Genomic DNA, 26,327 nt, shown 5'->3' on the forward strand with positions numbered 1-26,327 from the left:
TTTTATCATGAGCTGGTTAGAATTATTAAACAACTTAGAATCAGGCGCAGTTCGCGCGGCAACACAAGACGAGAACGGCAACTGGCACGCCAATGTTGAAGTTAAACAAGGCATTTTAGAAGCCTTTAAAAATGGCACAAACACTGAGTTCCCGGGTGGTTTTGTTGATAAGCACAACTTAGCTCCACAAGGCTTTGCAGCCGATGCTGGCGTGCGTATGGTACCAGGTGGTAGCAGTGTTCGTCGTGGCGCACACGTTGCTAAAGGCACCATTATCATGCCACCAGCATATGTAAATATTGGCGCGTTCATCGACGAAGGCACGATGGTCGACAGCCACGCATTAGTGGGTTCGTGCGCACAAGTGGGTAAAAATGTTCATCTAAGTGCAGCAGTACAATTAGGTGGTGTGCTTGAGCCAATTGGTGCCAGCCCTGTGGTTATTGAAGATGACGCATTCATCGGTGCAGGCTGCGTTATTGTTGAAGGTGTGGTTGTGAAAAAAGGTGCTGTACTTGCGCCGGGTGTTCGCTTATCGGCAACCATTCCTGTTTACGATTGCGTTAATGAGCGCCAGCTAGACAAAGGTGAAGCGATCCCAGAAAATGCGATTGTGATCCCAGGCTCTCGCCCAGCTTCAAATGCATGGGCTCGTGAACAAGGTCTTAGCATGTCGTGTGCATTGATCGTGAAATACCGTGATGAACAAAGCGATGCATCATTACTGTTAGAAGAGGTTTTACGTTAATGAGCTTTTTGAGCACGCCCATCAAGCAAGCGGTTGAGCAAGTTTCAACGCATCTTGATACGCCATTTTTTATCTATGATTTAGATAAATTAACTGCACATTTAAATCAACTGACTGCGCAAACCGATGTGAAACTTTGGTATGCCGTTAAGGCCAACCCGTTGTCTCGCATTATTCAATGTTTAGACAGCGCAGGATTTAACTTTGATGTTGCAAGTAAAGGTGAACTTGAGCAAGTACTTGCCCAAGGCATCGATAGCGAGCGCGTGCTCAACACTGGGCCTGCAAAGAGCCCTAAACAAATTTCACATTTTATTGCTCGCGGCGTACGTACTTTTGTCGCCGAGAGCATTAACCAAGTGCGCTGGTTAAACGAACAAGCAACAAAAACAAATTGTCAGCTGCAAGTGCTATTGCGTGTTCAACTTCGTTGGCCAGACAGCGAAAAGAATCCACTTGGCGGCGATAGCCTTACTCCTTTTGGTTTGGGCTGCGATGAGTGGCAAGCACTCACTGCAAGTGATTACCCAGCTCTTAGCTTTGATGGTCTGCATATTTTCCAATGGGGCAATATGCTGAGCACTGACAAGCTCGCCGAGCTATGGCGCGCAATGATTGCGCCACTGCAACAGCTAGCACGCTCATTAAACATTAATCTTAATATTCTCGATTTAGGGGGTGGCTTAGGCATTCCTTATACTCAAAGTGCTAACCGACTCGATTGGTCTGCACTTATTGAGACTTTGGCTAGCATTAAAGCAGATGCCGGTGTCAAAGAGCTTTGGATGGAACTTGGCCGCTATGCGGTGGGCGAATGCGGCCATTACGCAACGCCAGTTGTTGAGCGTAAAGTAAATTACAATCAACAGCAGGTGATTTTATCAGGCGGTATTAACCATTTACTTCGCCCAGCTGTGACAAGCCAAGATTTCCCTGCGGCCTTACTTCGCGAATCGACGGCTGAGCCTGCGGCAATGACTTTATACGGCCCGCTTTGCACCGCCCTTGATTGCTTAGGTGAACACCAATTAGCGAGCGATTTAAATGAGCAAGACTGGTTGGTATTCAGCCAATGTGGCGCGTATGGCTTTACCGAAAGTATGCCGTACTTTTTATGCCACGAATTAGCGGCTGAATACATCCTTGAACAAGGCAATATTGAGTGCATTCGTAGCGCTGAAGATGCCAGTTATTATTTAAGGTAATCGCCATGAGTAAAGAATTAATCAGCCAAGAGAATATTGTGGTTGGCGAGATTGCCAACGGCCTACCTCTGACAATCCCAGTGTATCGCTTAAAAGGGGATGGCACAGGCCCAAACGTGTATATACAAGCCAATATGCACGGCGCTGAAGTACAAGGTAATGCAGTAATTTATCAATTGCTTGAGCAGCTAAAATCACTCAAGCTGCGTGGCGATATTACCCTAGTGCCTTATGCCAACCCTATTGGTTGCAATCAAAAATCAGGTGAGTTTACTTTAGGTCGCTTCGATCCAATTACGGGCACCAACTGGAACCGCATGTACCGCTTTAATAAAGCGTTACCGTCACAGATTGCTGAACAGCACAAAGACTGTGATGATGCGACCCTTAAAGCGGCGTTTAAACAGGCACTCGTTGCTGACATCGATAGTCAATTAACAGGCCCTGATTACAGCCTAACAACGGGTAAGCGTATTGCCCTTAACTTGCAAAAGCTTGCCCATCAGGCAGATATTGTTTTAGACCTTCACACCGGGCCTATCTCGAGTAAGCACTTATATTGCCCTGAATACGCCAAAGACAGCGCAAGCTACTTCAACATCGAGCATGTGTTACTGATCCCAAGTGATTTTGATGGCGCGATGGATGAAGCGAGTTTCTGCCCATGGTGGTCACTATCTGAAGAGCTTGCCAAACAAGGCCGTGAATTTGCTGTTCAAGTCGAAGCATTCACTGTTGAACTTGGTAGCCAAGAAAAAATCGATTTAAGTGCGGCACTTGAAGATGCAAATAGCATTTTAAGTTACCTCAATCAAAAAGAGGTATTAGTTGATGCTGCGTATCATCCAAAAGCGATGACACGCTATGCCTGCATGCTTGAAGATTATGTAGCTTACTATGCCCCTATGGGTGGCATGGTTGAATACCTTGCCCCACTGGGCGGCCATATTAAAGCTGGTGAGCCTATCGCCCATATTTTAAGAATGGAGCGCTACCTTTCTGAGCAGCCGCTACAAACATTAAGTTTTGATAAAGACGCCATTGCTATTTTGCATTTTGCTTCAGCAAGCGTGAATCAAGGTACCGAACTTTATAAGTTTTTTACCAACGTATTTGAGCTATAAGCTCATCCCTTCTCATTGCGTGAGAGTCAACGGCTTATGCTCTTAGGCCGTTACAGCAGGGCTCCAAGCTTAGCTTGGGGCTCTCTATTTACCTAAAATTTCAACAATTCAGTACAAGTTCACGGTTACTTATGTAAAAATCGTTATAATTATACCTACTTACAAGTCTACTGAAAGGGAACTGCAATGGGATGGCGCATTTGGCTGGCAGCCGCTGGCTTATTTTCTGTACCTGTATTTGCTCAAACTGAACAACCACAAACTAACGAACAAGATGATGCTCTAGAACTCGTAAAGCAGTGTATTTTGAACGAAGCTATTGGCGGTGACGGCAAGCAAACACTCGAAGAACTTCGTAAAAAGTGCTCTGATTTAGATGAAAGCAAAAAGCTCACCGCTTTAGACAAACGTAAAGCGCGTGAAGAAGTGAGCAAGAAAAACCGTAATGTGATCACCCCACATAAGCGTAACTATATTTTACCGCTTTCTTACGTATCTAATCCGAATGAGCGCCCTTTTGATGGCCTAAAAGACCTTGCTGAGCAAACTGATGGCGAGCCACTTGATAACCTGGAAGTAAAATATCAACTATCAATTAAAGTGCCAATCTTCGAAGACTTCTCTGATAAAGATCAGGGCGTATTTTTTGCATTTACCATGCAATCGTTTTGGCAATTTTACAATAAAGATATTTCATCGCCGTTTCGTGAAACAAACTACGAACCAGAGATCTTCTGGGTGAACTATCTTGATCCTGAGCATGTGCTTTGGGGCGATGAGATGGCGATTGCAATTGGTGCTTCACATCAATCTAATGGCCGCAGCCAGCCTAATTCACGTTCGTGGAACCGCATTTATGCTGACTTCTTATGGGAAAAAGATGGCTTTGTATTTAGCTTTAAGCCTTGGTACCGCATTCCTGAAGATAAAAAAGATGATGAACTAGAAGCTAAAGGTGATGACAACCCTGATATCTACAAATACATGGGTTACTTTGAATTCTCGGGTGCATACCGTTACAACGAGCATGAGTTTAGCTTTATGACCCGTAATAACTTAAATTCAGATAACCGTGGTGCAATTCAATTAGATTGGTCTTTCCCTCTTTGGGGCAGATTACGTGGTTATGCACAATACTTTAATGGTTATGGTGAGAGCTTGATTGATTACAACGCCGATATTGAACGTTTTGGTGTGGGTATTCTGTTAACTGACTTGCTTTAACTTAAAGAGCGAGCTTTAGTTAGCTCGCTCTGAATATTCGTTATTTTTTAACGATGAAGTGACCTTCAAATTCTGCTACTAGCACATCACCATCGTATACATTCACTGGCACATGGTAGCTTGCTTTGCCATTGTCCTCTAGCTCCGCCAACTTGCCTTTACAGCCAGCCAACTCAACACTCCCGCGAGGATCGTTATTCAGTGGTTTAAGGTATTTAATGTTGGCATCTGCTAACACGATATTCCCTTCAAGGCCAGCTTCTTTAAGCGCTAGGTAAGTTGCGCCCCAGCCTGTTAAGGTCGCTAAACTATAAATCGAGCCGGCAAACATAGTGTTATGAAGATTTAAGTTCGCATCTAGATCAGCGCGCGTAGTAAACTGCCAATCGGTATAGCTTTCTACTTTAATTCCCATTGCATCACTGATAGGGATCGACTCACGCCACGTGTTTTGTAGTACTTGTGTCCAGTTTGGATGACGGAACCAACCCGGCTCAGAGGGTTTTTGTTTTACCATTTTCCAATGCTGTACATCGTCATAGGCAAGGTGTGCTTTTTCTTTTAATTCGTAGCCATGACGCTTATAGAAATCAAGGGCTCGCTCACGAGCAAACAATACCAGTTCATCTGCATCTTGAGTCCATGCGATTTTTTCTAATTCATGTAATAAACGGCTACCAATATGCTGGTTACGATTACCTTCAGCAACCGCCATATAACGAACTTGCGCTTGCTGATGATTGTTGAAATGCAGGCGAGCTACGCCTAATACTTCGCCATCATTATTTTTGATAAAGCGGTGCTCTGCGTCTTGCTCTAAGTCATCTTGTTCAGAACCGCGCGGCTCGCCCCAGGGTGCTCTTAAAACCTGCCAACGTAATGAATAGTACGCTTGCCAATCTTCGCTGCTTTGCGGGGTGGTCACTTTAAACATAAAAACTCCTGTGATAATTCAGCCACGGGTCTGTTGTTTTTCTGTCGTGGCCTTTGCAATGCGAATTACGATACGCGATCTTCTATCAAGTTGGAATAATACTTTGGTGACCCAGCCTAAATTATTATTCACAGCTGTAAAAACTAATGCACAATTGCACTTTATGCTTACTGGTCTATGCTGAAATAATTGTCTAATTATTATAATAACACGCTAAAGGCCCGAAATATGGAACATTTTATTGAACCCAGTGGCGCAGTAAAACATAGTTTTATTGAGGACTGTCACCGATTAGGGCAGCTCATTTATTGGCATAAACAAGGCAATTACAGTATTCAAGTTAGGCAACTTAACCAATTACGCTGGTTACTGATCAACGAAACTCTGCAATCGGTCATTGAAAAACGCCGACCTGCCAGATTACTTTTCCCTCATTTACAATACCTTGCAAAGCTTTGGCAAGACTTAGAGGAACCGAAAAAGATTTTAGAATTAGGCCTAGGCGGTGGTGCTATTCGTAACTACTTACAGCACACCTACCCTGATAGCCAACTGACATCGGTTGATAAAAACCCCGACATAATTCACTGCTATAAACGTTACTTTGGTGGCGACCATGCCAATAACCTGCACTGTTTTGATGCGCAGCAAGTATTAGAGCAAAATAACGAATACAATTGGATTATCTTAGATTTATTCAGTGAGGTAGATGCACCATTATTTTTATACAAGCACCTGTTTTACACCAAACTAAGAGCAGCAATGACAAAAGATGGCTTGTTGTTCATTAATTTTTTATCCAATCACCCATCGCAACTAAAGCAACTTGAGCACCTGCTAATCACCGAGTTTGGCAAGCGCCCAAGCATTGTAAAAATCCCCGACTACGTGAATCATATCGTGATGATCAAAAAGTAGTTGTCTGTTAAATAGATAAATTAAAAGTAACTGGACCATCGTTACATAGGCTTACTTGCATATCAGCACCAAATTGCCCTGTAGCCACTGTTAAGCCTGCTTTTTTAGCCTCTGCAATAAAATACTCATAGAGCGTATTGGCTTGTTCTGGCGTGCCAGCACTTGAAAAGCTTGGACGCATACCCTTTTTAGTGTCGGCTGCTAAGGTAAACTGCGAAACCACTAAAAGCTCACCTTTGATATCATTCAAACTTAAATTCATCTTTCCTTGTTCATCGGTAAAAATGCGGTAATTGCTGACCTTATGTAAAAGCTTCTGGGCACTTTGCTCTGTATCCTGTTTTTCAACACCTAATAGCAGCAAAATACCGTTTGAAATTTCACCCACTACTTCGCCTGCCACTTCTACTTTTGCCTGTTTTACTCTTTGAATTAAGCCTTGCATTGATCCCTCGATAACTTGATATACATTAAATCTGCGGCACGTCGCATTGCCGCCAAATATACCTGATTATCGCTGCTGTGCCCAATGCCATCTAAAATCAATAATTGTGCATTTAACTGCTCAGCAAGCTGCTGTACGGCACTATATCGACAAATCAAATCGGCGCGGCCATGAATAAACCAAATCGGTAAATGAGTCAGTAAATGTGCATTTTCTGCGATAAAGCCTTCTTCAATGAAACAGTGATGACGAAAGTAATGCACCATTAACCTTGCTTGATTTAACCCGACATGGGGCTCCTGTAACCCCCAGTTTGTTAACGGCTCACCATGACACAATACCTGCTCCCAATGACACCATAACTTGGCAAATTTACTAGCTTTAATTTGATCGTCACTGTTTAGTTGCTGCTGATAAAAGTCGAGTAAGGCGTGCCAATCAGTGTAATTATGTGCAAATTCATTAAAGCACTCAGGGTAAAAATGCGCGCCGGCTCCTTTTGTTGTGTAAAGCCACTCGAAGTCACTGTTACAAGCTAAAAAGCTAGCCCGTAAAATAAGCCCTGCAACATGCTCTTGGTGATGAATAGCATAGACAAGTGCCAAAGTGGCCCCCCATGACTCACCACACACCAGCCATTTTTCAATACCCAGTTGCTGGCGTAAATACTCGAGATCGGCGACTAATTCTGAAGTGGTATTGGTTGAACTATCATGGGGTGTTGAGTGACCGCAACCGCGCTGACTGAACATGATCACTCGAAAACGCTCTAAGTCGAAAAAGCGGCAATTTTCAGGACATAGGCCCGCACCGGGCCCGCCATGGCATAACACCACAGCAATCCCTGTAGAAGCACCATATTCTTGCACATGGATTTGATGACCATCGCCAACACTCAAATGGTAATCGCGATTGGCAACATATTGTGGATGTAACTGCACCTCGCTCTCCTTAGGTGCAGTGAATTTAAACCTCTATATCAGGCGTGTCCTCGATATTCTCAGGGCTGATACATACAGTAAATTCTGCACCGAGTAATACGACAATCCACGACAAATACACCCATACAAATAAAATAGGGATTGTCGCCAACGCCCCATAAATAACTTCGTATGATGGGAAGTGGCTGATGTACAAAGCAAAGCCTTTTTTTGTCAGCTCAAACAACATAGCTGCAAACAAAGCGCCCGGAATTGCCGCTCTAAATGGAACTCGTGTGTTAGGAACTAAAGTATAGAGCATAATGAAGCCAATCATTGAAATTATGTAAGGTAATAGTTTCAATAAAAAGCCGCTAAAGCCGGGAATGCCTTGATCGGCAAACGACACTAACGACACAATATATGAAGTAACACCAATACTAGCCCCTAATAACACCGGGCCTAGGCTGAGCACCATCCAATAAACGGCAAACGAAATCATCATTGGGCGCTTTTTCTTTATACGCCAAATTCGATTTAATGTAGCGTCGACATTACGAATGAGTAACAAGGATACCGCCGCTAAAAAGCCCACACCGACGGCAGTCATTTTATTCGCATTACCGGCAAAAGCGCTGATATGCTCTTTAATTACATCTGTAGAGGTCGGCACAAGATTAGTAAACAAGAAGTTTTCTATGGTTACCAAGGTGCTTTCGAAACCTGGGAAAGCAGAAAAAATAGCCACACCAACTGCCACTAAAGGCACGATTGATAATAAGGTTACATAAGCCAAATAACCCGCATTGACTGTGATTTGATCGTCAATACAACGATTGAGATACTGCATCCACCAAGCAGGTTGTTGTTTTAAGAAAATGCTTATTTGCAGCTTATACCGACTGAGCTTCTCGTCCATAGAATCTAATTTCTGCTAAAATGTTTTGATAATCATAGCAATCCACCACATAATTTGAAATGACAGGTACCTAAAAAGGATTCTCAATGAAAAAACTGACACTTTTAAGTGCACCACTATTTGCAGTTACAATGGCATTATCGGGCTGCCAGTCAGCTTATTACTCAGCCATGGAGTCTGTCGGTGTGCATAAACGCGACATTTTAGTGGACCGCGTAGAAGAAACAAAAGAAGCACAGCAAGAGTCACAAGAAGAGTTTCAATCAGCACTAGACAGATTAACCACGCTGATCAACTTTGATGGTGGTGAGCTACAAGATGCCTACAATCAACTGAATGATGATTACGAGTCGAGCTTAGCTGCAGCGAACGACGTTACAAACAATATCAATAAAGTAGAAGATGTAGCTGAGGCACTGTTTGATGAATGGGCCGACGAGCTAGAACAATACAAAAGTGCCTCACTAAAACGTGAAAGCAGCAAAAAACTCAACGCAACTAAGCGCCAGTTTGATCAACTACTTCGCTCAATGCGCAGTGCAGAAAGCAAAATGGAGCCGGTATTATCATCACTTCATGATAATGTTTTGTACTTAAAACATAACCTAAACGCACAGGCTGTTACAGCTATCAAAGGTGAGTTCACAAATCTTAAACGCGATATTAAAGTGTTAATGGACGATATGAACAAATCAATTGAAGACTCGAATAAGTTCATTGAGCAAATGAATAAAGCGGGCTAATCAGCTCAAGCTATTAATATCAAAGCCTACTTAAACGTAGGCTTTTTTGTGTAACCTCTTGTTACTTTTTAATGATTTATCTTAATTTTTATTTTGCTAAACTCACGGCAAAGAATAAAAAGTAAGCATAGTATGCATTTAAAAACACTCTCAACACTTATTGCAGCAGCACTTATAAGCGCATGTAGCAACTCGAATACAGTGAATGTTATTGCCGGTGAAGGCACTATAACCCCATTAAAAACTGAAGGTGACTTCGAAGGTCGCTACCACAACCTTTATCCGGGTGATAAAGAATACCCAACAACCTGTACAGACAATTGCTATGAACCATCAGAGCTACTTATATGTGATGACAGCAATTCTCAGTGCCAATATCAAGCAGAACAAATAGTTCCAGCAACAAATACAGGGTTTATAGTCCGTTGGTTAGGTCATGCAGGCTTTTATATTCAATCACCAAATGGTGAACAACTGTTGTTTGACCCTGTTAAAGATCAGTTTGACTCACCCGTAGACTTGGCCTTTAAACTTGCTGGTGGCAGTTATCGTAAGCCCGGATTTTGGCCTACTAAGTCAGAGCTCGAAGGTTTAAACGCGGTAATGTACTCACACATTCACTATGACCATTTTAATAAAGCAGATATCGAAGAAATTGGTAATGCTCCCCGCTATTTAGTGCCACTAGGCTTTGCAGATAATTTTCCGACTGGTGGCTTTAATATTTCAGAGATGGCGTGGTATGCAAGTACACAAATTAATGACCTAACGATTCATTCGGTGCCGGCCCATCATTTTAGCAGTCGCATTATGGTGCCTTTCATTTACGACGACCACAATAAAGACTTATGGAATGGTTGGTTACTTGAGCAAAATGGCAAGACCTTGTTTTTTGCTGGTGATACCGGTTACTCAAAACACTTTCAAGATATTAAGCAAAAATACGGCGAGATTGATGTGTGCTTAATGCCAATTGCTTCCTACTACCATGAAGAAGATGGTAAGTGGTATCGTTATGTTCATACTACACCTGAAGATGCATTAAACGCGGCGGAAGAGTTAAGCTGTAAAGTGATGATCCCATGGGGTTACGGCAACTCAAGCTGGCAAATGGGTGACCATTCAAGTCATTCGGCATTACTTAGGTTGTTAAATATGCAAAAGCAGATGAACAGCCAAGTTCCGGTTTATATAATGAACGAAGGAGAGCAAATCTCGCTTTAAAGGTACGGGCTAATATTAAATAACTTTATCCAGCATGGAGTCTCGCAAAGCAAGCATCAATTTGTGAGCACTTCCTGCTGACATTGCTAATGGATTAAAATCGCTAGTACCTGAGTATTTAATATTTAATGGCGTTGTTAATTTTGAATATGGTATGTACCCCATCGACCATTTTTCGAATTCCCGCTCTGCAATTTCGCAATAGTTCAGCATGATAATGTTGCGATGTCTTTTATCATTCAAAATACGATGATACGTTGCATTCACTGCTTTTCGCGATCCTTCAAGACACTGCATAAAATGAGTACTATTAAAACAAAGTAGCCCTGTTACATTACATTCAGCATTTTTCTTTTTCGCCTTTTCGAGAATATCCTCAATATCATTAGGCCCAAACCCATCGCTAATTTCACTTGTATAAATCAGTCTAACTAAATACATCTTACTCTCCTGCAAGTTGGATTTAGAAAAGATAGTACAGATGGGGGAGTTAGTAAAAAGTGGTTAGTGGTTAGTGGTTAGTGGTTAGTGGTTAGTGGTTAGTGGTTAGAACAAAGTAAAATACATTCCTCAACAACAAGATTGTTTGTGTAATTACATAAAAAATAAAACCACCCTCTCGATCAACTGATATCTGACTTCTGAAATCTAACTTCTCGATTTTTTACGGCTGACGGCTGACGGCTGACGGCTGACGGCTGACGGCTGACGGCTGACGGCTGACGGCTGACGGCTGACGGCTGACGGCTAATCATTACAACAAAAAACCGCCGTATTTTTCAATACGGCGGCTTCTATTTTGCAAAACTAAAAGACGTTATTAGTCTTTAGCTGCACGGCTCGCACGCTTACGCTCACTTTCAGTTAAGTGACGCTTACGAATACGGATGTTCTCAGGTGTTACTTCCACTAACTCGTCATCATCGATGAACTCAATCGCTTGTTCAAGCGTGTAGTTTAGTGGTGGAACAAGCGTTTGTGCTTCATCTGTACCCGATGCACGAACGTTTGTAAGTTGCTTACCTTTAAGCGCGTTTACAGTTAGGTCGTTGTCACGGCTGTGGATACCGATAACCATACCTTCGTAAACTTCAACACCGTGACCGATGAATAACTTACCACGGTCTTGTAAGTTGAATAATGCGTTAGTAAGTGCTTTACCAGTCGCGTTAGCAATCATTACACCATTCTTACGGGCACCGATAGTACCGCCTTTGTGAGGACCGTAGTGATCAAATGTGTGGTAAAGAAGACCAGAACCAGACGTTAATGTCATGAATTCAGTTTGGAAACCAATTAAGCCACGGCTTGGGATCATAAAGTCCATACGTACACGGCCTTTACCATCTGGAGACATGTCTGTTAGTTCACCCTTGCGAAGACCAATTTGTTCCATGATAGAACCTTGGTGCTCTTCTTGACAGTCGATTGTAAGTGTTTCGTATGGCTCTTCTTTTTGACCATCAACTTCACGAAGGATTACTTGTGGACGAGATACCGCAAGCTCGTAACCTTCACGACGCATGTTCTCGATTAAGATACCTAAGTGTAACTCACCACGACCAGAAACACGGAAGCTATCTGGGTTGTCAGTTTCTTCAACACGTAATGCAACGTTGTGAACAAGCTCAGCTTGTAAACGCTCAAGAATGTTACGTGACGTTACGAATTTACCTTCTTTACCAGCAAATGGTGATGTGTTTACAGAGAACGTCATTGTTACTGTAGGCTCATCAACGCTTAGTGGTGGTAATGCTTCAACGGTATTTACATCACAGATAGTGTCTGAGATTTTCAGCTCACCAAGACCAGTGATTGCAATGATGTCACCTGCGCCTGCAGATTCTGCTTCATGACGCTCAAGACCTAAGTAGCTCATTACTTGGCCAACTTTACCGTTACGCTTAGTACCGTCTGCGCTTACAACAGTCACCTGTTGGTTAGGACGAACAGTACCACGCTTGATACGACCTACACCGATAACACCGATGTATGAGTTGTAGTCAAGCTGAGAAATTTGCATTTGGAAAGCACCTTCAGGATCTGCATCCGGTGGAGATACTTCGTCAACGATCATCTGGAACATTGGTTCCATGTTATCTGATGGCTCGTCTAAATCCATTGTTGCCCAGCCGTTGATAGCTGATGCATAGATTACTTTAAAGTCTAACTGTTCGTCAGTTGCACCTAGGTTATCGAATAAATCGAAAACTTGGTCCATAACCCAGTCAGGACGTGCACCAGGTTTGTCGATTTTGTTGATAACAACAATCGGCGTTAAACCTTGTGCGAATGCTTTTTGCGTTACGAAACGCGTTTGCGGCATTGGACCTTCTTGAGCATCAACAAGTAGTAATACTGAGTCAGCCATCGAAAGTACACGTTCTACTTCACCACCGAAGTCGGCGTGTCCTGGGGTGTCTACGATATTGATATGGTAGTCGTTCCAAGAGATAGCTGTGTTCTTAGCTAAAATGGTAATACCACGTTCTTTCTCAATGTCGTTTGAGTCCATTACGCGCTCTTCGTTACCGCCGCGCGTTTCTAATGTGCCTGATTGCTCAAGCAGTTTATCAACCAAAGTTGTTTTACCGTGGTCAACGTGGGCGATAATCGCTATATTTCTTAACTTTTCGATGCTCATATTTTTTCTCAGAGAAATTGAATCTCATTGATCCTGCAAGATCTACGCAGTCACCTGCGTTTTCACCAGATGTCCCAGCATAGGATTTAAAAGGGCGCATATTATCCCTTAATAATGGCATGGATGAAAGTTTATCCAATATAAATTTATAAACTTTCTTCAGGCTTTTTATAAGTATCTGTTTTATAAATGACAAATTTATGAAAATTAAAGTGAATCTGAGCTCAAAACTGGCGAAATTTTAGTTTTTGAACCATATTTTGGCACTAAATCGTGTTCATAACCGAAAAATTGGCACGCTCAATAATTGTGCAAAACAAGGTCGCACTTTTTACGCACCAGAATGATCTTTTTACGCACCAACTTAGTGCAACGAAAGTTAACAAAACGAAGCCCTGTTCACTTTTTACAAGCCTAAACAAGGTGTTAAAAACATGGCACGAAACCAGCTTATATAAGCGAAAAGCAATAATGCAGCAAAAATAAAACCCAACAATTGGAGGACACATGTCACAATCGGTTTTAGATTTTATCAAAGAAAATGACGTTAAGTTCATTGATTTACGCTTTACTGATACCAAAGGTAAAGAACAGCATGTTTCTATTCCTCATCATCAAATTGATGAAGATTTCTTCGAAGACGGCAAAATGTTTGACGGTTCTTCAATTGCTGGCTGGAAAGGTATCAACGAATCAGACATGGTACTTATGCCTGTTCCTGAGTCTGCGAAAATGGACCCGTTTTCTGAAGAAGCTACACTAATCGTACGTTGTGACGTAGTTGAGCCTTCAACACTTCAAGGTTACGAGCGTGATCCACGTTCTGTTGCAAAACGCGCTGAAGAGTACATGCGCTCTACTGGTATTGCTGACACTGTATTATTCGGTCCAGAGCCAGAATTCTTCCTTTTTGATGACGTTAAATACAAATCAGACATGTCTGGTTCTATGTACAAAATCGATTCTGTAGAAGCTGCTTGGAACTCAGATAAAGATTACGAAGGTGGCAACATGGGTCACCGTCCAGGTGTTAAAGGCGGTTACTTCCCGTGTTCACCTGTTGATTCATCACATGACTGGCGTTCAGCAACTTGTTTAGTTCTTGAAGAACTAGGTCAAGTAGTAGAAGCTCACCACCACGAAGTAGCAACTGCAGGTCAAAATGAGATCGCAACTCGCTTCAATACAATGGTATTAAAAGCTGACGAAATCCAAGAGATGAAATATGTTATCCATAACATGGCTCACTTATACGGAAAAACAGCGACATTCATGCCTAAACCAATCGTAGGTGATAACGGTTCTGGTATGCACTGTCACCAATCTCTAGGTAAAGATGGCGTAAACATCTTCGCGGGTGACAAATACGCAGGTCTTTCTGAAGAAGCACTTTACTACATCGGTGGTATCATCAAGCACGCTAAAGCAATCAACGCATTCGCTAACGCGTCAACGAACTCATACAAGCGTTTAGTACCAGGCTTCGAAGCTCCTGTAATGCTTGCATACTCTGCACGTAACCGTTCTGCTTCAATCCGTATCCCAGTGGTACCGTCTGCAAAAGCACGTCGTATCGAAGTACGTTTCCCTGATCCAACAGCTAACCCATACTTAGCATTCTCTGCAATGCTTATGGCTGGCCTAGACGGTATCAAGAACAAGATCCACCCTGGCGATGCAATGGACAAAGATTTATACGATCTACCTGCTGAAGAAGCAGCTGAGATCCCACAAGTTGCATCTTCTTTACAAGAAGCACTTGCATCATTAGACGCAGACCGTGAGTTCTTAACTCAAGGTGGCGTATTCACTGATGACCTAATCGATGCATACATCGCGCTTAAGAGCCAAGAAGTTGAAAAACTTAACATGACAACTCACCCAGTTGAGTTCGAAATGTACTACAGCGTGTAATACACGCTGTATCAGAATTATCTAAAAGATAATAAATGTGTGTTCTCAAGCCCGCTCTGCGGGCTTTTTTAATGGTAATTGAGCGGGTTCTACTCTACAGTTTTAGTTAAGTGAAAAAATGCAGGGTCGCAGGGTGAAAAGCACAACCTTATTGGTATTATCGTTATTATTTGCAAGCTTTTTTGGTTATACAGCAGCACAAAAAGTCTATTCTTGGAAAGATGAGAATGGTGTATTAGTATTTTCTGATACTCCTCGCCCCGGTGCTACTGAGGTCAAGTTAAATACCCAAAACCTTACAATGCCTGCAGCTGATACCAGTATTCTTGATACTGCTCCAAGTGCAGTCCCTGTTAACTTTAAAGTGTCAATTGCAGCCCCCGCAAATGAAGAAACTGTGAGAGAAAATACAGGTTCTGTTTATGTTACTACACGAATCAGCCCCCGTTTTGAAACTGGTTTCAAAGTTCAATTACTCGTTGATGGTTCACCTCATGGCGCACCAAGTAATAGCACGACCTTTGCTCTAAGAGAGGTCTTTCGAGGCGAACACACATTACAAGCGAAACTTTTTGATGCAAATAATAAACTCGTTTCAGTTAGCCCAGTCAGCACTTTTTTCATGCACAGAACTTCAATTAATAACGGAAATTAGAATTTTCGACATGATGTCTCGCAAAGCAAAAAGACTATGCTAAGCTGCACTAAATTGAAACGCACTAAAATGGTGCAACCATGCTCAGTGAAACACATTTTAACTCTGAACTGCTCGACAGTATTTGGAAAAATTTAAGTACTGCAGTCATTTTACTCGACCGAGATTTTAAACTGGTTTATGCAAACGATAGCGCCAGTGAGCTTTTAGGTTTAGGGCCCAAGCGCATTATCAACCAACCATTCGATAACCTATTCAATTACCACTCGATAGACTTAAAACGCATTGCTCAGTATTCGTTGTTCGATGGTGTTGATTGCCACCAACATAGAGCTGACGTGGTGTTCGTCGATTCTCGCCATGCCAAGCTAACGATTAGCACGCGCCGAATAAGCAGCCATGATGAAAATTATATTTTGTTTGAATGCCGCCAAATGGATGATGAAATTCGCCACGATCAGGCTTCGAATCAAATGCATCAATATCAAGCAGCACGTAACCTAATTCGCGGTTTGGCACACGAAATTAAAAATCCTTTAGGTGGAATTCGCGGAGCGGCGCAATTATTGCAATATGAAGTTGATCAGCAAGAACGTGATCAATGTGCCGAATTAATCATTGAACAAGCAGACCGTTTACGCGAGCTTGTAGACCGCTTACTTGGTCCGAATCAATTGCCACATAAATCCTATGGCAATATTCACCAAGCGTTAGAGTCAGTGATTAAACTGAGCATGTTAGATAACAATGCCAATATCACTTTAGTGAAAGACTATGATCCAAGTATACCGAGTGTGTACATTGACCAAAGTAAAATTCAACAAGTGGTACTGAACATTATTCGTAATGCACAACAGGCACTTGTTGATGGTGGCGAGATAAGAATAAAAACTCGCATCAATCATCAACACAGGCGCCCAGGTAAGGCACCGAAAAAAACCTTGCTGATCCAAATTTCGGATAACGGCCCAGGTATAGACAAGAGCTTACGTGAAACCTTGTTCTACCCAATGATCACCAACAAAGAAAATGGATCAGGGCTTGGTTTATCGATAGCGCAAACCTTGGTTGACCAACATGACGGCCACATTGATTGTGACAGTTGGCCAGGCCATACAGAATTTAATATCTATTTGCCTTTTACGGATTAATGGTTTTTTGGAGTAGTCATGAAAACAGTCTGGTTAGTTGATGATGATGCCTCAATTCGCTTTGTACTAGAGAAAGCGTTGGCACGTGCAGGATTTGAAACTGAAAGCTATGCGAACGCACAAGATGTGCTTAATGCATTAAAGTTTAGCCAGCCAACGGTATTAGTATCTGATGTACGAATGCCGGGTATGGACGGCATGGCGTTACTTGAGACTATCGCTGAGCAAAACCCTGGCCTGCCAGTGATCATCATGACCGCTCACTCAGACTTAGACTCGGCGGTAAATGCCTTCCAAAAAGGGGCATTTGAGTATCTCGCTAAACCGTTCGATTTAGATGAAGCTGTCGCGCTGGTCGAAAGCGCATGCCGTGCTAATTCAACGAAAAAAACTAAACGTAAGCAAGCACCACAAACCAATGCGCATATCATAGGCGAAGCGCCTGCTATGCAAGAGGTGTTCAGGGCAATTGGTAAATTATCAGCATCAAGTATGAGCGTGCTGATTAATGGTGAGTCAGGGACAGGTAAAGAGCTAGTTGCAAGTGCCCTGCATAACCACAGCCCTCGTAAAGAAAACCAATTTATAGCTTTGAATATGGCTGCCATTCCAAAAGAATTGGTCGAGTCAGAGTTATTCGGTCACGAAAAAGGCGCGTTCACTGGAGCCGACAGTATTCGTAAAGGCCGTTTTGAACAAGCGAATGGCGGCACCTTATTTTTAGATGAAATAGGTGATATGCCGCTCGATGTACAAACGCGTTTATTACGCGTGTTAGCTGATGGTGAGTTTTACCGTGTTGGTGGTCATCAAAGTATTAAAGTTGATGTACGTATTATCGCTGCAACGCACCAAAACCTCGAAGACTTGGTAAAACAAGGTAAGTTTCGTGACGACTTATTCCATCGCTTAAACGTGGTGCGTTTACGCTTACCCGCGCTACGTGAGCGTACTGAAGATATTGAACGACTAGCACAACACTTTTTACATAAAAGTGCCAAAGAGTTGCAGGTTGAAAGCAAAATTTTAAGCCCTAAAGCTACTGAGCAACTGCGCTTATTTAACTGGCCTGGTAACGTGCGCCAATTAGAGAACACCTGCCGCTGGTTAACGGTTATGGCACCGGGTGAGCTGATCAGCGAACAAGATTTACCACCAGAGATTGTTGCTGTTGCACCGACTGAGCAAGAAGGTGATTGGCTGGATGCATTTCAGCAATGGCTTAACCTTGAACTTAAACAAGGCAAAGAAAATATTTGGCCTGCCATTCAAGCACAACTCGAGACTCGTTTGATTAAAACCGCCCTTGCCAACTGTGCTGGCCACAAGCAAGAAGCCGCAGTGAAGATTGGTTGGGGCCGCAATACATTGACCCGCAAGCTAAAAGAGCGCAATATTAGCTAATTTCGCGCTATACCTATGTGAGTCAATGAAGTTAATCGAGCACATTCCACTAATTAAACAAATGGAAATAATTAACAGATTGTCGTTCTTTAGAGAGTTTACTCTCAGTGAACGACAAGTGTTATTAGAGTCATTTAGTCATTTGTATTTGGTCAAACAAGGCCGCGCTGTTTTCAAACAGTATGATGCTGATAAACGGCTTTATATCGTGCTAAGCGGCTCACTGATGGTATTCAAACAAAGTCATTTACTCGAACTTGGTACCATTGAGCCCGGTGAATTTATCGGTGAAGGTGCTTTTATCAATAACCGAGAGCACAGTACCAGCGCACGCGCTAGAGTCGATACCATTTTGTTAGCTATTTCCCCTGAAGCACTCACCCGCTTACCTAATGTAATCCGTGAAAAAATTAAAGATCGCATCATCGAAGGCATGAGTGAACGTATTACTAAGCTTAGTAATTACCTTGAGTCGCGAAGCTAGTCCATATACACAATTTGTAATGAGCAATTTAACCAACTTGGGCTATTAACACGTGCCGTGTAACGGTAGGTGTCTGATGGTTTCATACCAAAAGGGGTACTCACTTCTGGCGTTAAATGACTGTATGTTTGCGAATAATTTTTATAATAAATAACTAGGTAGCCATATAAATAATCCCAATCTAGGGAGACTTTTCGACCGCTTGTAAGGGTAAAGTGTGCCTGCTTATCATTAAATGTAACCGCAAGGTCATTATATTTGTCTTCAACGCACCCAGTGGTGAGCACACGAGCCGGCATAGTAAAACTGGTGGTGGTATTTTTAGCTCTTAAGTAAAAGCCAATATTGCCATGATTGTAAAAGTGGTTGGCATCTGTGGTGTATTTGATTTCAGCTTGATAACCCAGTCCCTGCATAATTTCAGCAAGTTGCTCAGTTTCATGAGTGAGGATTTTATCACTCGATAACATTAAGGTTGCATCCGCAAACTCTCTTGGCACTGGGAGCTGAGTGTATTCATAGGGTAAGCTTTGCTTATTTAATGCTTGCTCTAATGATTGCAACTGCGACTGATCAAGATTTTCTGTGTATACGTAGACTGTAGCTTGCTGACAACCAGCCAAAATTAAAAATATGGCTGCTGAAATTATCCTTTTCATGTTCTTTCTCACTTTAGATTACAAATGTAGTCTAAAGTGAGAAAAACAATAAATCAACTAAGATGTTTTTTTAGCCAACTATTAACACTTTGACGGGTATATAAAATATCTTTAAATAAACGGTGAGTTTGATGCTGAAGCAGTTTTTCTTTATTTGTTTCACCTGAACTTAACTGGCTATGGTTATCATTAAAGCGCGAAATTAACGCAAAACCTTGTTCTGATTTTTCAGGCTGAGACTTAATTGTTTGCGTTAACAAAGCTCGCACATCATCTGCAGCAAGCAATGACGAATCTTGCAAACCCATTAGCTCTTTTCTTAGCGCTGATCTTACGCCCATTACAACTTCTCCTGAACGAATAAAAAATGAAACGGACATGCATTTAGCAATTTGTACACCAATTCCAAACGCGCGCAGTGTACCCAGTAAATACTGCAGTTTTTTTACTGTTTATAAAAATGTCAGATTATTTATTGCTGTAAATTTTAACCGCTTGAAGGGCTTAAAAATTTAATCTTGGTTCAATTGAGTGCTAGGCTTTATAATGGCTGCGATTGAATTAAGAGAGACCAACATGAACGAAGATTTCATCGAAATTGAACTAGAAGAAGAGCCAATAGAGTTATGCAACTTGCTAAAAGTGCTCGACCTAGTCGAAACAGGCGGCCAAGCAAAAGCCTTAATTGGTGAAGGTTATGTTGGAGTTAACTATGAAATTTGTACAATAAAACGGAAAAAATTATACAGTGGTGACGTGCTTGCTTTCGATGGTGAGTTGTTCCAACTGACACTAAGCGAAGATGCAACACCAAATCCTCGCCCACCGGAACCTGTACAAAAATCACCACCACAAAGCGCTGAAGAAGCGCCAAAAAAATCGAAGCGTAAACGTACTAAAAAACCAAAAGTAGACGAAAAAACCGGTCGCCGCCCTATCTCGTTTGGTTAACTAGAGCTTGCTTAGTTAGCATAAATCACCTTTAATTGAATGCGATTATAACAACAATAAAAGGTGATTTATGAATCCTCCAGCTTGGCTCAAGCCACTTGCTTGGGCAGCCCTTGTATGGAATTTTTTAGGTGTCATTGCGTTTATAATGCAACTGTTGATCACACCCGAAATGATTAACCAACTCCCCGAAGCACAACAAGCCGCATACCGCGACATACCGCTCTGGTCAACGGCTGCCTTTGCGATAGCCGTGTTTGCAGCAAGCTTCGCGAGCATCTTATTACTGGCAAAAAAAGCCCTTGCGCGCGAGTTATTTTTAATCTCGTTTATCGCAGTATTAGTCCAGCAATATTATAATTTTGTGGTGATAGATAGCCTTGCTATGTTTGGTACTAGCGCATTAGCAATGCCACTGTGTGTGATCGTTATTGGTTTACTATTATTGTTTATTAGCCATAAAGGTAAACAACAAAACTGGCTTAACTAAAAACACTTATTTCTGAGGGTAGTTTAAAGTGACTACCCTTTTTATCTGCCCCCTTCCCTTGAAATAAATCACATCAGCAGCAACTATATTAGGTAGCATATTTTTTCATCAGCTAGATGAATTTCTCAGCTGGTATTAAGTTTGCAATAACACTGTGTCTATTTCGAAAAGGAAACAACAAAGCAAGCCAAATTGCTTGCTCAAACCACAGGGGCAAATAATGAATAACAGTTTTGATACCCAAAAGCAGCTTACGATTAATGGTGAGCAATATCATATTCACTCTTTACAAGGTTTAGGCGACAAAGCAAAACGTCTGCCATTCTCTCTAAAAATCTTACTTGAAAACCTGTTGCGCAATGAAGATGGCGTTAATATTAAAAAGCAAGATATCGATGCCTTATTAAACTGGGACCCTCAAGCGAAACCATCAGCAGAAGTAGCGTTTACGCCTGCTCGTGTTGTCATGCAAGATTTTACCGGCGTACCCGCCATTGTCGATTTAGCCGCGATGCGTGATGCCATGGAAAAACTTGGCGGCGACCCTGCGAAAATTAACCCGCTGTCGCCTGCTGAGCTTGTTATTGACCACTCAGTACAAGTTGACGGCTACGGTGAAGATGGCTCATTCGACTTAAATGCGAAACTTGAATATGAGCGTAACAAAGAGCGTTACGAATTTTTACGCTGGGGGCAAACTGCCTTCGATAACTTGAAAGTCGTGCCACCAGCAACCGGCATCGTACACCAAGTTAATTTAGAATATTTAGCCCGCGTGGTATTTAACGATAGTAAAAATGGTAAATCACTCGCCTATCCAGATACCCTAGTCGGAACCGATTCGCACACTACCATGATCAATGGTCTTGGGGTGTTAGGCTGGGGTGTGGGTGGAATTGAAGCCGAAGCCGCAATGCTTGGTCAACCGATCAGTTTACTCATTCCACAGGTCATTGGCTTTAAGCTCAATGGTCGCCTGCCAGAAGGCACAACGGCAACCGACCTGGTACTAACCGTAACAGAAATGCTGCGTAACCATGGCGTAGTGGGTAAATTTGTTGAGTTTTATGGTGATGGTCTTGCTGATTTACCGCTTGCAGACCGTGCAACTATCGCAAACATGGCGCCTGAGTATGGTGCAACCTGCGGTATTTTCCCAATTGATGATGAAACCATCAACTACCTACGTTTAACTAACCGCGATGACAAACAACTTAAGCTCATCGAGGACTATGCTAAGCACCAAGGTTTATGGCGTAACCCTGGCGATGAAGCTCATTATACCGACACACTAGAGTTATCACTTGACGATGTTGTGCCAAGCCTTGCTGGACCTAAGCGCCCGCAAGATAGAATTGCCCTTGATAAAGCAGGTAGCATCATTGGTGAGCATTTAAAAGGCTTTCAAGAAGAGCGTATGCAACATCGAGATAAAAGCGATGTTCAAGAGGCGCGCATTGAAGACGAGGGCCCAACCACTAACCCTGATGAGCCAGTAAACGAAGCACAGTTTATGGGCGCAGCTAAGGTTAACTTTAAAGGCGAAGAGTTTGAGCTTAATGATTGTGCTTGTGTCATTGCTGCAATTACAAGTTGTACAAACACTTCAAATCCAAGTGTTATTTTAGCAGCTGGCCTAGTGGCTAAAAAAGCCAAGCAATTAGGGTTAAAGGTTAAGCCATGGGTTAAAACCTCACTTGCTCCAGGCTCACAAGTGGTGACTGATTACTTGAAAAAAGCCGACTTAATGGATGACTTAGATGCGTTAGGCTTTAACCTTGTCGGTTATGGTTGTACAACCTGTATCGGTAACTCAGGCCCACTAGCTGATGAAATCACTGATGCAATTCAAAAACATAAACTGGTTGTAAGCTCTATTTTATCGGGTAACCGTAACTTTGAAGGCCGTATTCACCAAGATGTGAAAATGAACTTTTTAGCGTCACCACCCCTTGTGGTTGCATACGCAATTGCGGGTCGTACAGATATCGACGTTTACAATGAGCCGCTTGCGCAAGACCCTAATGGTAATGACATTTATCTAAAAAATATCTGGCCAAGTGTTAGTGAAGTAAACGAGCTCGTCCGCGAAACTGTAACCAAAGAAATGTTCGCATCAAGCTATGGCAATGTGTATCAAGGTGATGATCGTTGGCAGAAAATTCAAATTCCTGATGGCAAACTTTATGATTGGGATGATGCGTCAACCTACATCAAAAAAGCGCCATTCTTTGATGGCATGGAGATTGAGCCTCCTGGCATTCCTAGCATTAGTGGTGCGCGCTGTTTAGCAAAATTAGGTGACTCAGTAACCACTGACCACATTTCGCCAGCAGGTGCGATTAAAGCAGATGCCCCAGCAGGTCTTTACTTGCAAGAGCACGGTGTGCAAAAAGCACAATTTAACTCGTACGGTTCGCGTCGTGGTAACCACGAAGTAATGATGCGAGGTACCTTTGCTAATGTGCGTTTACGTAATCTATTAGCACCGGGTACCGAAGGTGGTGTGACCCGTATGCAACCAAGCGATGAGCTCGCCAGCATTTATGATGCAGCGATGCAATATCAGCAAGATGGCACGCCACTGATTATTTTAGCGGGCGCGGAATATGGCACAGGCTCATCACGCGACTGGGCTGCTAAAGGTTCACTTCTGCTTGGTGTTAAAGCCGTTATTGCACAAAGCTATGAGCGTATTCACCGTTCAAATCTGATTGGTATGGGTGTTTTACCCCTACAATTTAAAGAAGGTGAAAGCTATGAGTCACTCGGTTTAACCGGCCAAGAGTCGTTCGATTTTGAAGGCTTATACGACAAAACCAATGAAGTCAGTGTGATTGCCACTAACAGCGAAGGCAAACAAATTAGCTTTAGTGTTGATGTACGTATAGATACCCCGAAAGAATGGGACTACTACAAACATGGCGGTATTTTACAGTATGTTCTGCGTAATATGCTGGCTGAGCAGTAATTGCTTTTAAGTTAACTAAGGGGCTGAATTTTCAGCCCTTTTTTACAATAAATTGCAGTTTAGGCCAACACACTTATTTACAAAAAATGAAAAGCGCATAAAAACCAGCGCGTTAAAATTAGACAAATAACCGACACTTGCTTGATTTAGAACAATCCTCTTAATGACAACAGTACCTACACTTTAATTAAGGCTAAAGTGAGGTGCTTGTATGACTGAACAAACCATCATTCGAATCTTAAAAACCTTTATTATTTTAGGCATTTGCCTAATTATATTGGGGCACTCTTTATTAGCCGGCAATTACTTAAGTGATAGCATGGGTGTGCATGGCATTATGATCAGCGCAGCGTGCATTGCTGTTGGTGTGCTGTTCTCTTTGCCCACCAAAATTTATCTCACTATTTTACTGATGAAAATGGAAAGCGATCTCACAGCTCAAAACAAACAAAGCTAATTCCCACCTTGCTCTTTGAGCTGCTGCTCAAGTTGCTTGTTACGTTGCTCCATAAGCTGCTTTACTTGCTCAGCGTCTTTCATCATCTTTTGTACGTTTTTAGGGTCGTATACCCCAAGCACCGAAGATGTTTCGTCAGTTTTAACTGTTGCTGCTTGCTTCTCATCAACTTGAAATGTCTCTGCAGGTAACACTGTTATGTCGTTAGGATCTAAACTTACCGCGGTACTAACGTAATTAGGGTGAGGGGCATCAGCATAGTGCCACTGACCATGTTCATCTTGCCATTTATACACCACGACAGGTGCATTTGCGTCTTTGCTCAAGCTCAACTTCTCAGTGAGCTTTTTTGCTTGGCTGGTAAGTGTATCGGCACTTTGCGAAGCAAAATCACTCACATCACCACTTACTTTTTCTGCGTAACGCTCGAACATGCTCAGCTCTAGGTAAGGTTTTCCGTCTGGCTTTTTAATGTAAAACAGCAGGGCAACACTGGTCAGTAGCAACATAACCGCAAGATAACAAAAACGCTTAATCATTCCATTTACCGATTATTGGTAGTTACTCTCAATCTTAGCAAATTCACCGGATGATTTAAGATTTTTCATAAATTCATTAAATTGCTCGCTCATACGCTTCCCTTTTTCATTGTAAGCAAACTGTAATTGCATCGGCGCTTTGCCCACACTGTAATCACTTACCGTGAATTTTTTAAAGGCATTATTTTTTGAGGCATACCACTGCAGTGTGTTTTTTGCGATAACAGCAACACGTTGATTTTGCTGCATATCAACTAAAGCCTTCAGCATATCTATTTCAGAGTAAAAATCTTCACGGTGCAACTTACCTGATGCAAACAATGCTTCAAATTGCGGGTAGGTATAACCAAAGCGGGCCATCAACACATAGCCGCCTAACTTATCAATCGTTGGAATATGACAACCACTGGGCATCACTAAAATATCTTCTACAAGAGCGATACTATCACTCCAATAGTATTGCTTATTTCCACGATACCATTGCTCAGACTCTAAGCGTACATCGACTTTACCTGCATCTAGTAAGTGCTGTGAACGCACCTCGGGTACCAGCATGTATTGAATATCGTGATTATATTTTTCAGCAAAACGAGTTAATAGCTCATCAACAAGTCCTTTATGACCACTGTCAGCAAAATGATAAGGGGGATAATCCGTGTCATACAGCGCAACCTGTAACGTTTCTGCTCGCACTAAAGGCGCAATTAAAAGCAATAATAAAAAAACAACAGCACGACTCATAATTTTCTCTCATAAAATTGAGCCTGGGATTGTATATAAATAGCACAAAAAAAGCGCAACCTAGGTTGCGCTTTACGAAAATTCTGATAGGAATTTAGGATTAGATACCGTCACCATCAATATGTAAGCCACATTCACGGTTTAAACCGAAGAAACGTGTCTCTTCTTCTGTCATGCCAGGCTCAAGTTTACGGGTTGTATGAACATCGCCCATAGATACATAACCTTGCTCCCAAAGTGGGTGATATGGCAAATCATGCTTAGTTAGATACTGATAAATATCGCGATTGTTCCACTCAATAAGTGGATACACTTTCACAGTACCACGGCTGATTTCAACAATTTGCTTGTCAGCCCGACTAGATGATTGATCACGGCGCAAACCACTAAACCAGGTGCCCGCTTCAAGCTCGTTTAAAGCACGGGTCATTGGCTCAACTTTATTCAGTTGATTGTACTGCTTAATACCGGCTTCACCTTGTTCCCAAAGTTTCCCAAACTTCGCTTCTTGCCACGCCGGGCTAAGCTCAGCTTTATAAACTTTAAGATTAAGCGAAAGTCGCTCCGTCATTTGCTCGATGAACTGATAGGTTTCAGGGAACAAATAACCAGTGTCAGTCAGTACCACAGGAATATCTGGCTGCTGTGATGTCACTAAGTGCAGCATCACCGCCGCTTGAATACCAAAGCTCGACGACAAAAAGTGCGTGCTTGGTAAGTTTTCAAGTGCCCACGCAACACGCTCCTCTGCGCTTTTATCAGCCAGAAGACCATTAATATCAGCCAGCATAGCTGTTTGGTCTTCTTTGCTCATCGTTAAGATGTTTTTAAATTCACTCATGGTTAATTCCAAACCTTAAAGC

27 protein-coding genes are annotated in these 26,327 nt (G+C 42.3%); 16 read left to right on the forward strand and 11 right to left on the reverse strand.

Translation table 11 applies throughout. From position 1 onward, the window contains the following. Positions 1-7 precede the first annotated feature (7 nt). From BIZ38_RS02915 to BIZ38_RS02930, 4 genes are all read left to right on the forward strand, one after another. The gene (locus BIZ38_RS02915; protein WP_054552405.1) at positions 8-748 is read left to right on the forward strand and encodes a 2,3,4,5-tetrahydropyridine-2,6-dicarboxylate N-succinyltransferase; all 741 of its coding nucleotides are present in this window, start codon (positions 8-10) and stop codon (positions 746-748) included. Further along, entirely contained in the window at positions 748-1,953 is a 1,206-nt protein-coding gene (locus BIZ38_RS02920) for a PLP-dependent decarboxylase (RefSeq protein ID WP_187489516.1), read from the forward strand. Before BIZ38_RS02915 ends, BIZ38_RS02920 begins: the two co-directional genes overlap by 1 nt. 5 nt (positions 1,954-1,958) lie before the next feature. Next, positions 1,959-3,077: a succinylglutamate desuccinylase/aspartoacylase family protein gene (locus BIZ38_RS02925; RefSeq protein WP_138602471.1), complete on the forward strand. Its 1,119-nt coding sequence runs from the start codon at positions 1,959-1,961 to the stop codon at positions 3,075-3,077. 186 nt (positions 3,078-3,263) lie between these two features. Beyond that, positions 3,264-4,301: a phospholipase A gene (locus BIZ38_RS02930; RefSeq protein WP_054552402.1), complete on the forward strand. Its 1,038-nt coding sequence runs from the start codon at positions 3,264-3,266 to the stop codon at positions 4,299-4,301. Positions 4,302-4,341: 40 nt separating this feature from the next. Here BIZ38_RS02930 and BIZ38_RS02935 read toward each other — a convergent pair whose 3' ends face one another. Next, positions 4,342-5,235: a bifunctional GNAT family N-acetyltransferase/hotdog fold thioesterase gene (locus BIZ38_RS02935; RefSeq protein WP_054552401.1), complete on the reverse strand. Its 894-nt coding sequence runs from the start codon at positions 5,233-5,235 to the stop codon at positions 4,342-4,344. Between the two features lie 228 nt (positions 5,236-5,463). Between BIZ38_RS02935 and BIZ38_RS02940 the strand changes: the two genes are divergently transcribed. Continuing rightward, the gene (locus BIZ38_RS02940) at positions 5,464-6,153 is read left to right on the forward strand and encodes a spermidine synthase (RefSeq protein ID WP_187489517.1); all 690 of its coding nucleotides are present in this window, start codon (positions 5,464-5,466) and stop codon (positions 6,151-6,153) included. 7 nt (positions 6,154-6,160) lie between these two features. On the opposite strand, the gene dtd is transcribed toward BIZ38_RS02940, so the two are convergent. The 3 genes from dtd to BIZ38_RS02955 are packed head-to-tail and all read right to left on the reverse strand — an operon-like array spanning position 6,161 to position 8,437. Beyond that, complete coding sequence (gene dtd, locus BIZ38_RS02945; RefSeq protein ID WP_054552399.1) at positions 6,161-6,598, reverse strand: D-aminoacyl-tRNA deacylase; 438 nt, start codon at positions 6,596-6,598, stop codon at positions 6,161-6,163. Then, positions 6,586-7,539, reverse strand: coding sequence for an alpha/beta fold hydrolase (locus tag BIZ38_RS02950; RefSeq protein ID WP_054552398.1), 954 nt, complete (start codon positions 7,537-7,539; stop codon positions 6,586-6,588). The genes dtd and BIZ38_RS02950 overlap by 13 nt, the downstream gene beginning before the upstream one ends. Before the next feature lie 25 nt (positions 7,540-7,564). Continuing rightward, the gene (locus BIZ38_RS02955; RefSeq protein ID WP_054552397.1) at positions 7,565-8,437 is read right to left on the reverse strand and encodes a virulence factor BrkB family protein; all 873 of its coding nucleotides are present in this window, start codon (positions 8,435-8,437) and stop codon (positions 7,565-7,567) included. Between the two features lie 86 nt (positions 8,438-8,523). On the opposite strand from BIZ38_RS02955, the gene BIZ38_RS02960 reads away from it, so the two are divergent. Together BIZ38_RS02960 and BIZ38_RS02965 are read left to right on the forward strand one after the other, a co-directional pair. Next, complete coding sequence (locus BIZ38_RS02960; protein WP_054552396.1) at positions 8,524-9,180, forward strand: DUF2959 domain-containing protein; 657 nt, start codon at positions 8,524-8,526, stop codon at positions 9,178-9,180. 132 nt (positions 9,181-9,312) lie between these two features. Next, complete coding sequence (locus BIZ38_RS02965) at positions 9,313-10,404, forward strand: MBL fold metallo-hydrolase (protein WP_138602667.1); 1,092 nt, start codon at positions 9,313-9,315, stop codon at positions 10,402-10,404. Positions 10,405-10,419: 15 nt separating this feature from the next. Here BIZ38_RS02965 and BIZ38_RS02970 read toward each other — a convergent pair whose 3' ends face one another. Both BIZ38_RS02970 and typA read right to left on the reverse strand, forming a co-directional pair. Then, complete coding sequence (locus BIZ38_RS02970) at positions 10,420-10,845, reverse strand: BLUF domain-containing protein (protein WP_054552394.1); 426 nt, start codon at positions 10,843-10,845, stop codon at positions 10,420-10,422. A gap of 379 nt (positions 10,846-11,224) precedes the next feature. Then, positions 11,225-13,048 (reverse strand): translational GTPase TypA, encoded by a 1,824-nt coding sequence (typA, locus tag BIZ38_RS02975; protein WP_054552393.1) that lies wholly within the window; start codon positions 13,046-13,048, stop codon positions 11,225-11,227. Between the two features lie 507 nt (positions 13,049-13,555). Between typA and glnA the strand changes: the two genes are divergently transcribed. The 5 genes from glnA to BIZ38_RS03000 all read left to right on the forward strand — a co-directional run bounded on the left by glnA (position 13,556) and on the right by BIZ38_RS03000 (position 18,656). Further along, on the forward strand, positions 13,556-14,962 hold the full coding sequence (gene glnA, locus BIZ38_RS02980; protein ID WP_054552391.1) for a glutamate--ammonia ligase: 1,407 nt from the start codon (positions 13,556-13,558) through the stop codon (positions 14,960-14,962). Between the two features lie 133 nt (positions 14,963-15,095). Continuing rightward, positions 15,096-15,617, forward strand: coding sequence for a DUF4124 domain-containing protein (locus BIZ38_RS02985; protein ID WP_235372566.1), 522 nt, complete (start codon positions 15,096-15,098; stop codon positions 15,615-15,617). An 80-nt stretch (positions 15,618-15,697) separates the two neighbouring features. After that, positions 15,698-16,768: a nitrogen regulation protein NR(II) gene (gene glnL / locus BIZ38_RS02990; RefSeq protein WP_062566671.1), complete on the forward strand. Its 1,071-nt coding sequence runs from the start codon at positions 15,698-15,700 to the stop codon at positions 16,766-16,768. Positions 16,769-16,786: 18 nt separating this feature from the next. Then, complete coding sequence (ntrC, locus tag BIZ38_RS02995) at positions 16,787-18,172, forward strand: nitrogen regulation protein NR(I) (RefSeq protein ID WP_062566672.1); 1,386 nt, start codon at positions 16,787-16,789, stop codon at positions 18,170-18,172. 25 nt (positions 18,173-18,197) lie between these two features. Next, the gene (locus BIZ38_RS03000) at positions 18,198-18,656 is read left to right on the forward strand and encodes a cyclic nucleotide-binding domain-containing protein (protein ID WP_054563446.1); all 459 of its coding nucleotides are present in this window, start codon (positions 18,198-18,200) and stop codon (positions 18,654-18,656) included. Here BIZ38_RS03000 and BIZ38_RS03005 read toward each other — a convergent pair. Then, positions 18,653-19,315, reverse strand: coding sequence for a hypothetical protein (locus tag BIZ38_RS03005; protein ID WP_187489518.1), 663 nt, complete (start codon positions 19,313-19,315; stop codon positions 18,653-18,655). The two genes, BIZ38_RS03000 and BIZ38_RS03005, sit on opposite strands and share 4 nt — an antisense overlap. Before the next feature lie 53 nt (positions 19,316-19,368). Beyond that, the gene (locus tag BIZ38_RS03010) at positions 19,369-19,656 is read right to left on the reverse strand and encodes a hypothetical protein (protein ID WP_055198928.1); all 288 of its coding nucleotides are present in this window, start codon (positions 19,654-19,656) and stop codon (positions 19,369-19,371) included. Positions 19,657-19,891: 235 nt separating this feature from the next. Between BIZ38_RS03010 and BIZ38_RS03015 the strand changes: the two genes are divergently transcribed. From BIZ38_RS03015 to BIZ38_RS03030, 4 genes are all read left to right on the forward strand, one after another. Continuing rightward, positions 19,892-20,266: an RNA-binding S4 domain-containing protein gene (locus BIZ38_RS03015; protein ID WP_187489554.1), complete on the forward strand. Its 375-nt coding sequence runs from the start codon at positions 19,892-19,894 to the stop codon at positions 20,264-20,266. A 70-nt stretch (positions 20,267-20,336) separates the two neighbouring features. Continuing rightward, positions 20,337-20,756, forward strand: a complete 420-nt coding sequence (locus BIZ38_RS03020; protein ID WP_187489519.1) for a hypothetical protein — start codon at positions 20,337-20,339, stop codon at positions 20,754-20,756. A gap of 220 nt (positions 20,757-20,976) precedes the next feature. Beyond that, positions 20,977-23,727: an aconitate hydratase AcnA gene (acnA, locus tag BIZ38_RS03025; RefSeq protein ID WP_187489520.1), complete on the forward strand. Its 2,751-nt coding sequence runs from the start codon at positions 20,977-20,979 to the stop codon at positions 23,725-23,727. A gap of 211 nt (positions 23,728-23,938) precedes the next feature. Next, a complete protein-coding gene (locus tag BIZ38_RS03030; RefSeq protein ID WP_187489521.1) occupies positions 23,939-24,184 on the forward strand; it encodes a hypothetical protein in 246 nt (81 codons plus the stop codon). Here BIZ38_RS03030 and BIZ38_RS03035 read toward each other — a convergent pair. The 3 genes from BIZ38_RS03035 to BIZ38_RS03045 all read right to left on the reverse strand — a co-directional run bounded on the left by BIZ38_RS03035 (position 24,181) and on the right by BIZ38_RS03045 (position 26,305). After that, positions 24,181-24,723, reverse strand: coding sequence for a DUF4124 domain-containing protein (locus tag BIZ38_RS03035; protein ID WP_187489522.1), 543 nt, complete (start codon positions 24,721-24,723; stop codon positions 24,181-24,183). The two genes, BIZ38_RS03030 and BIZ38_RS03035, sit on opposite strands and share 4 nt — an antisense overlap. A 12-nt stretch (positions 24,724-24,735) precedes the next feature. Continuing rightward, positions 24,736-25,464 carry a substrate-binding periplasmic protein gene (locus tag BIZ38_RS03040; RefSeq protein WP_187489523.1) on the reverse strand — a complete coding sequence of 243 codons (729 nt, stop codon included), beginning with the start codon at positions 25,462-25,464 and terminating at the stop codon, positions 24,736-24,738. A gap of 100 nt (positions 25,465-25,564) precedes the next feature. Next, positions 25,565-26,305: a phosphoadenylyl-sulfate reductase gene (locus BIZ38_RS03045; RefSeq protein WP_063701066.1), complete on the reverse strand. Its 741-nt coding sequence runs from the start codon at positions 26,303-26,305 to the stop codon at positions 25,565-25,567. Positions 26,306-26,327 lie beyond the last annotated feature (22 nt).

Origin of the sequence: Pseudoalteromonas sp. BZK2 (assembly GCF_014349195.1) — a bacterium.
Taxonomy (GTDB): domain Bacteria; phylum Pseudomonadota; class Gammaproteobacteria; order Enterobacterales; family Alteromonadaceae; genus Pseudoalteromonas; species Pseudoalteromonas simplex.

Coding starts and splice junctions, on each gene's coding strand:
- BIZ38_RS02915 (WP_054552405.1), top strand. CDS start 8: ATGAGCTGGTTAGAATTATTAAACAACTTAGAATCAGGCGCAGTTCGC.
- BIZ38_RS02920 (WP_187489516.1), top strand. CDS start 748: ATGAGCTTTTTGAGCACGCCCATCAAGCAAGCGGTTGAGCAAGTTTCA.
- BIZ38_RS02925 (WP_138602471.1), top strand. CDS start 1,959: ATGAGTAAAGAATTAATCAGCCAAGAGAATATTGTGGTTGGCGAGATT.
- BIZ38_RS02930 (WP_054552402.1), top strand. CDS start 3,264: ATGGGATGGCGCATTTGGCTGGCAGCCGCTGGCTTATTTTCTGTACCT.
- BIZ38_RS02935 (WP_054552401.1), bottom strand. CDS start 5,235: ATGTTTAAAGTGACCACCCCGCAAAGCAGCGAAGATTGGCAAGCGTAC.
- BIZ38_RS02940 (WP_187489517.1), top strand. CDS start 5,464: ATGGAACATTTTATTGAACCCAGTGGCGCAGTAAAACATAGTTTTATT.
- dtd (WP_054552399.1), bottom strand. CDS start 6,598: ATGCAAGGCTTAATTCAAAGAGTAAAACAGGCAAAAGTAGAAGTGGCA.
- BIZ38_RS02955 (WP_054552397.1), bottom strand. CDS start 8,437: ATGGACGAGAAGCTCAGTCGGTATAAGCTGCAAATAAGCATTTTCTTA.
- BIZ38_RS02960 (WP_054552396.1), top strand. CDS start 8,524: ATGAAAAAACTGACACTTTTAAGTGCACCACTATTTGCAGTTACAATG.
- BIZ38_RS02965 (WP_138602667.1), top strand. CDS start 9,313: ATGCATTTAAAAACACTCTCAACACTTATTGCAGCAGCACTTATAAGC.
- BIZ38_RS02970 (WP_054552394.1), bottom strand. CDS start 10,845: ATGTATTTAGTTAGACTGATTTATACAAGTGAAATTAGCGATGGGTTT.
- typA (WP_054552393.1), bottom strand. CDS start 13,048: ATGAGCATCGAAAAGTTAAGAAATATAGCGATTATCGCCCACGTTGAC.
- glnA (WP_054552391.1), top strand. CDS start 13,556: ATGTCACAATCGGTTTTAGATTTTATCAAAGAAAATGACGTTAAGTTC.
- glnL (WP_062566671.1), top strand. CDS start 15,698: ATGCTCAGTGAAACACATTTTAACTCTGAACTGCTCGACAGTATTTGG.
- ntrC (WP_062566672.1), top strand. CDS start 16,787: ATGAAAACAGTCTGGTTAGTTGATGATGATGCCTCAATTCGCTTTGTA.
- BIZ38_RS03000 (WP_054563446.1), top strand. CDS start 18,198: ATGAAGTTAATCGAGCACATTCCACTAATTAAACAAATGGAAATAATT.
- BIZ38_RS03005 (WP_187489518.1), bottom strand. CDS start 19,315: ATGAAAAGGATAATTTCAGCAGCCATATTTTTAATTTTGGCTGGTTGT.
- BIZ38_RS03010 (WP_055198928.1), bottom strand. CDS start 19,656: ATGGGCGTAAGATCAGCGCTAAGAAAAGAGCTAATGGGTTTGCAAGAT.
- BIZ38_RS03015 (WP_187489554.1), top strand. CDS start 19,892: ATGAACGAAGATTTCATCGAAATTGAACTAGAAGAAGAGCCAATAGAG.
- BIZ38_RS03020 (WP_187489519.1), top strand. CDS start 20,337: ATGAATCCTCCAGCTTGGCTCAAGCCACTTGCTTGGGCAGCCCTTGTA.
- acnA (WP_187489520.1), top strand. CDS start 20,977: ATGAATAACAGTTTTGATACCCAAAAGCAGCTTACGATTAATGGTGAG.
- BIZ38_RS03030 (WP_187489521.1), top strand. CDS start 23,939: ATGACTGAACAAACCATCATTCGAATCTTAAAAACCTTTATTATTTTA.
- BIZ38_RS03035 (WP_187489522.1), bottom strand. CDS start 24,723: ATGATTAAGCGTTTTTGTTATCTTGCGGTTATGTTGCTACTGACCAGT.
- BIZ38_RS03040 (WP_187489523.1), bottom strand. CDS start 25,464: ATGAGTCGTGCTGTTGTTTTTTTATTATTGCTTTTAATTGCGCCTTTA.
- BIZ38_RS03045 (WP_063701066.1), bottom strand. CDS start 26,305: ATGAGTGAATTTAAAAACATCTTAACGATGAGCAAAGAAGACCAAACA.